Annotated in this window: 4 protein-coding genes and 7 tRNA genes; 10 read left to right on the top strand and 1 reads right to left on the bottom strand. The window is 32.3% G+C overall.

The annotated features are described in order from the left end of the window. Window positions 1-56 precede the first annotated feature (56 nt). The 8 genes from PBV87_RS19220 (at window position 57) to PBV87_RS19185 (ending at window position 1268) form a co-directional block, all read left to right on the top strand. Window positions 57-130, top strand: a tRNA-Asp gene (locus PBV87_RS19220). Window positions 131-137: 7 nt separating this feature from the next. Further along, window positions 138-210 (top strand) — tRNA-Val (locus tag PBV87_RS19215). A gap of 7 nt (window positions 211-217) precedes the next feature. Next, window positions 218-290 (top strand) — tRNA-Thr (locus PBV87_RS19210). Window positions 291-294: 4 nt separating this feature from the next. Continuing rightward, window positions 295-376 (top strand) — tRNA-Tyr (locus PBV87_RS19205). A gap of 17 nt (window positions 377-393) precedes the next feature. Beyond that, a tRNA-Met gene (locus tag PBV87_RS19200) sits at window positions 394-470 on the top strand. A 3-nt stretch (window positions 471-473) separates the two neighbouring features. Continuing rightward, window positions 474-546, top strand: a tRNA-Phe gene (locus PBV87_RS19195). Between the two features lie 27 nt (window positions 547-573). Then, a tRNA-Lys gene (locus PBV87_RS19190) sits at window positions 574-646 on the top strand. 250 nt (window positions 647-896) lie between these two features. Then, window positions 897-1268: a type II toxin-antitoxin system PemK/MazF family toxin gene (locus tag PBV87_RS19185; RefSeq protein WP_053982354.1), complete on the top strand. Its 372-nt coding sequence runs from the start codon at window positions 897-899 to the stop codon at window positions 1266-1268. Window positions 1269-1316: 48 nt separating this feature from the next. Here PBV87_RS19185 and PBV87_RS19180 read toward each other — a convergent pair whose 3' ends face one another. Then, on the bottom strand, window positions 1317-2492 hold the full coding sequence (locus PBV87_RS19180; RefSeq protein WP_271013409.1) for an AI-2E family transporter: 1176 nt from the start codon (window positions 2490-2492) through the stop codon (window positions 1317-1319). Window positions 2493-2587: 95 nt separating this feature from the next. On the opposite strand from PBV87_RS19180, the gene uvsE reads away from it, so the two are divergent. Both uvsE and PBV87_RS19170 read left to right on the top strand, forming a co-directional pair. Further along, on the top strand, window positions 2588-3514 hold the full coding sequence (gene uvsE / locus PBV87_RS19175) for a UV DNA damage repair endonuclease UvsE (RefSeq protein WP_271013408.1): 927 nt from the start codon (window positions 2588-2590) through the stop codon (window positions 3512-3514). 53 nt (window positions 3515-3567) lie between these two features. After that, the gene (locus PBV87_RS19170; protein WP_271013407.1) at window positions 3568-5028 is read left to right on the top strand and encodes a leucyl aminopeptidase; all 1461 of its coding nucleotides are present in this window, start codon (window positions 3568-3570) and stop codon (window positions 5026-5028) included. Window positions 5029-5065 lie beyond the last annotated feature (37 nt).

Here is a 5065-nt window from a genome sequence, read left to right as displayed (position 1 = left end):
CAGGTTAAAAAATGGTTATGTTTAGTTTTGAAAGTATAAATCATACTTTTTAGTATGGCCCAGTGGTACAGTTGGTTAGCACGCCGCCCTGTCACGGCGGAGGTCGAGGGTTCGAGTCCCTTCTGGGTCGTTTATATGGTCGCTTAGCTCAGCTGGGAGAGCACCTGCCTTACAAGCAGGGGGTCATAGGTTCGAGCCCTATAGCGACCATGTATAAGCCGACGTGGCTCAATTGGCAGAGCAGCTGACTTGTAATCAGCAGGTTATCGGTTCGAGTCCGATCGTCGGCTTTATGGAGGGGTTCCCGAGTGGCCAAAGGGGGCAGACTGTAAATCTGTTGGCACCGCCTTCGAAGGTTCGAATCCTTCTCCCTCCATCCTTTAAAAGCAATATCGCGGAGTGGAGCAGCTAGGTAGCTCGTCGGGCTCATAACCCGAAGGTCATAGGTTCAAATCCTGTCTCCGCAACCATTTGCCCAGATAGCTCAGTCGGTAGAGCAGAGGACTGAAAATCCTCGTGTCGCTGGTTCGATTCCGGCTCTGGGCATTTATTTATGCTTTTAAATAAGAATATGGGTCACTAGCTCAGTTGGTAGAGCACTTGACTTTTAATCAAGTGGTCCGGAGTTCGAGCCTCCGGTGGCTCATCAAGAACTTGCAGATAATGCAAGTTCTTTTTTATTTATAACATTTTAGAATAGCTAAAATGAAGAGATATTGTAATAGTTTTTATAAACAATTCAAGAGATTAATTTTTAAAATTATAAAATAACATATATTAATATCTGAAAAAGGCACTCATTAATGAGTGCCTTTTTTTATTTTTAGTATTTTCAAAAATAATGTTTAAAGCAGTTATGAATGGGTAATACTAAAATTAGTAAAGGAGGAGAATACATGAATATTGAAGATACATCTTCTGAATACATATATCCTCGTAGAGGAGAAATTTACGAAGCAGATTTAGGTGTTGGTGATGGCAGTGAACAAGCAGGGATAAGGCCTGTGTTAATTATACAGAACAATGTAGGAAATCATTATTCTCCTACAATTATATGTGTACCTTTAACATCAAAAATTAAAAAGGATATACCTACACATTATACAGTGACAAAAGAAAAGTATCATTTTCTAACGCATGATTCTACTATATTGTGTGAGCAGATTAAAACTATTTCTAAGAGAAGGCTTTCGCATAAAATAGGCATGCTTTCCAAACAAGATATGCAAAATATTGATCAGAGATTAAGTATAAGTATTGCATTATGATTATAAATGCAGATGGTATACATATAGGTATAAAAAGGACATAGAAGATTAATCTTCTATGTCCTTTTCTTTAGCATCTATATTAGTTGAACTAATCTTCTTTTGTTGTAGTTTAAAATAGGTTGCTTCGCGTAAGAGAGTATAGATAATAGCAAATGTAGGAACGCCTATGATCATTCCAATAATACCAAATTTACCTCCTGCTACTAAGATTGCAAACATTACCCATAATCCAGACAAGCCTATAGAGTTACCAACAACACGAGGATAAATAATATCACCATCAATTTGTTGAAGGACTATAATTAGAATAATAAACCACACTGCTTGCATAGGATGTGTTGGATTTGCCATAAGGATAATAAATGTTGTAGGAATAGCTCCTAATATGGGACCTAAGATTGGAATCATATTGCTAGTACCAATAATTACACTTATTAATAAGGCATAGGGCATTTTAAGAATACTCATACTGATGAAGCACATAAGACCTAATATAAATGCATCTAAAATCTGGCCAGAAATAAAGTTACTAAAAGTTTTATGAGTTAATCGACTAATTCTAATAATATGGTAAGCAAAATGATTAGGAGTAAAGGCTAATAATATTTTTTTACTTTGTAGAACTAATTTTTCTTTGCTACTTAGTAAATAAACAGAAATAATAATACCAAAAATAATATTCGTAATACCAGATGTAATATTAAATATAGAATCTACTATATTTGGCAATGCACTATAAAGAAAACTAATGATTTGTTGTACAATTTGAGTTGCATATTGCTGGATTTCTAAAATAAATTCACTTGGAATATGTAAGTCTTTGAAAATAGTTTCTGCAAATTCCTGAGCTGCTTTATAGTGGTCTGGTAAATCGCGAGTAAGTGTTTCAATGCTTGTTATAAGGTGTGGAACTAATAAAGAAATAATACCTATAAAAATAATAATAATTACTAAGTAAGTAGTAACTAATGCAATAGGTTTACGTATATGTTTTAAAATCTTATATTTACATTTATTATCAAACTTAAAGATTTTATTATAGAAGAAATTAAATGGACGATGCAATAAATAAGCTATTATAAACCCATAGATAAAGGGAACAATAAGATGAAAAACTTCTCTGATTACATTCATAATAAGGCCCCAATTTTGTAAGCTTAAGAATAAAAGGATGGCATAAGTTATTAAAATAAGGTTACTTTTTAATTTTCCTTGATCCATTGATATATCCTTTCTAAGTTTTAATATCATTACTATTATTATAAGTAATAATTCAATTGTTAAAGACATCATACCATATAGAAAAGGAAGAACTTATGAATTTATGTGAATTAAGAATAGGCTATGCATGTATTAATTTATCTTTAAAAAAGAAATATTGTACCTTTAGATTAAAAACTATAGAAGACTATGATATTGAAAAAATTAAAGAGGTAGTTGAACAAAATATTATTTTATTAGGTAATATTATTTATCATAACATTAAAAATAATATATATGTTTATCGTATTACAGCAGATATCATTCCTTTTATAGATAAAGCAGAAATGAAAAGTATTTTAGAGGATTACAATATATTGAATAGTAATAAGATAAGAAATGAATTAGAAAGAATAAAGAAGTGGCAAAAAGAGTATGGACTTAGGATATCTATGCATACTAGTCATTTTACAATGTTAGCATCTCCAAAGGAGGAAGTTATTCAAAAATCTATAGGAGAACTTTGTGCTCAAGCGAAATTCTTACATTTAGTAGGAGGACAAAATTTAGTACTACATGTAGGAGGAGCCTATGGTGATAAAGTAGAAACATTAGAAAGGTTTAAAAGAATAATTAAAGAGAATCAAGATAAGCTTGATCTAAACTTACTTACATTAGAAAATGATGATAAAACATATACATCTGAAGAAATAGTACAAGTATGTAAAGAATTAGGCTTAAAATGGGTATATGATTTTCATCATGAGAGATGTAACCCTAGTAAAAATAGCGATATTATTGAGCTACTTAGAGATTATCCCCCAGATAAATGTCATATTTCATCTGGTGTACATGCTCCTAATAAGCCACCTCATGCTGATTATGTTGAAGCTAAAGATGTAGAGGCACTACAGAATCAACTTACTTTAGCAGATATTAAACAAGAGGATATTATTTTTGAGGCAAAACAAAAAGATTTATCTATTTATCAAGTTATGGAACCTATTTCAGAAGGTTATTGGAAAATTAAATCTATACAATAATAATTATCCATAGTAAGATAAAAGAGTAAAATAGATTTAAGGAGGCTAGCTTAATGAATATTATTATTGAGAATAAAAAATTAGAAAATTTACAGGGAATGATTATACCTGTTTATGAAGACTATAAAAGTACATGTGAAAATATAGAGCAGATTAAAGAAGGAAATATCTTTAAGGGTAAAGTAGGAGAATGTTTTTATTATACAACTAATGAAATGAAATATATAATCCTAGTTGGATTAGGGAAATATGATGAATTAAAAATGGAGGCTTTTAAAGAAGCTGTTGCAAGAGGAGCAAAAAAAGCAAAAGAACTAAAATTAGATAAGTATGGCATTAAGTTTATAGATGCTGCACATATGTGTACAGGAGCAATAGGAAAAGCTATAGCACAAGGACTTAGACTTTCAACGTATACTTTTAATAAATATAAAACGGATGTAACTAATGTAGACTATAATCCAACTGTATATTTAGTAGATGTTCCAGAAGAAAAGGTAGATAAGCTTAATCAAAGACTTGTAGAGATAAATAATCTTATCAATGGTGTAATTGAAGCAAGAAATTTAGTAAATGAACCAGCTAATGTTATTTATCCGGAAACATTGGCAGATAGAGTTGAGGAATTAGCTAAAGAAAAAGGATTTGAAGTAGAGATTTTTGATGAAGAACAAATTCAAGCATTAGGTATGAGAGCATTTTATGAGGTAGGTAAAGGTTCTGAAAGAAAACCAAGACTTATTGTTATGAGACATATGGGTGATTCTGAAAGTAAAGAAATTTTTGGTCTTGTAGGAAAGGGACTAACCTTTGATACAGGTGGTTACTCACTAAAGCCAACAGCTTCTATGGATACTATGAAGAGTGATATGGCAGGCGCTGCGGCAGTAATAGGAACAATGTGTGCGATTGCACAAAATAATATTAAAGCTAATGTTGTAGCAGTTGTAGCAGCATGTGAGAATGCTATTTCAGGAATAAGCTATAAACCAGGAGATATTATTGGTTCTATGGCAGGCAAGACCATAGAGGTACTTAACACAGATGCTGAAGGGCGTTTAACTTTAGTAGATGCGGTTACTTATATCATCCAAAAAGAGAAGGCAACAAGGATTGTAGATGTGGCAACACTTACAGGTGCTGCTCTTGTAGCATTAGGCACAACAACCACAGCTGTTATTTCAAATAATGATGAATTCTACGATGAATTAGTAGGAGAGGCAGCTAAGACAGGAGAAAAATTCTGGAGACTTCCAGATTATGATGATTATAAAAAACTTATTAAGAGTGAAATTGCAGACCTTAAAAACCTAGGTGGACGTAATGCAGGTACAATTACAGCAGGTCTTTTCATTGGTGAGTTTGTAGAAGGTAAACCATGGTTACATCTTGATATTGCAGGAACATCATGGGCAGAAGGTAGCCTTAATGAGTATGCAGGTAAAGGTGCAACAGGAGTACCTGTTATGACTCTATATAGTATGATTGAGAAGAGAAAGCATTGTAAAAATTAAAATATAGGATATAAAGAAGAGGTAATGCTCCATAGGA

This window comes from Holtiella tumoricola (genome assembly GCF_027857615.1).
GTDB classification, from domain to species: Bacteria; Bacillota; Clostridia; order Lachnospirales; family Cellulosilyticaceae; genus Holtiella; species Holtiella tumoricola.
Note: the sequence above shows the minus strand (reverse complement) of the source record. Positions and strands in the feature narration are given on the sequence as shown.

Coding starts and splice junctions, on each gene's coding strand:
- PBV87_RS19170 (WP_271013407.1), top strand. CDS start 3,568: ATGAATATTATTATTGAGAATAAAAAATTAGAAAATTTACAGGGAATG.
- PBV87_RS19180 (WP_271013409.1), bottom strand. CDS start 2,492: ATGGATCAAGGAAAATTAAAAAGTAACCTTATTTTAATAACTTATGCC.
- uvsE (WP_271013408.1), top strand. CDS start 2,588: ATGAATTTATGTGAATTAAGAATAGGCTATGCATGTATTAATTTATCT.
- PBV87_RS19185 (WP_053982354.1), top strand. CDS start 897: ATGAATATTGAAGATACATCTTCTGAATACATATATCCTCGTAGAGGA.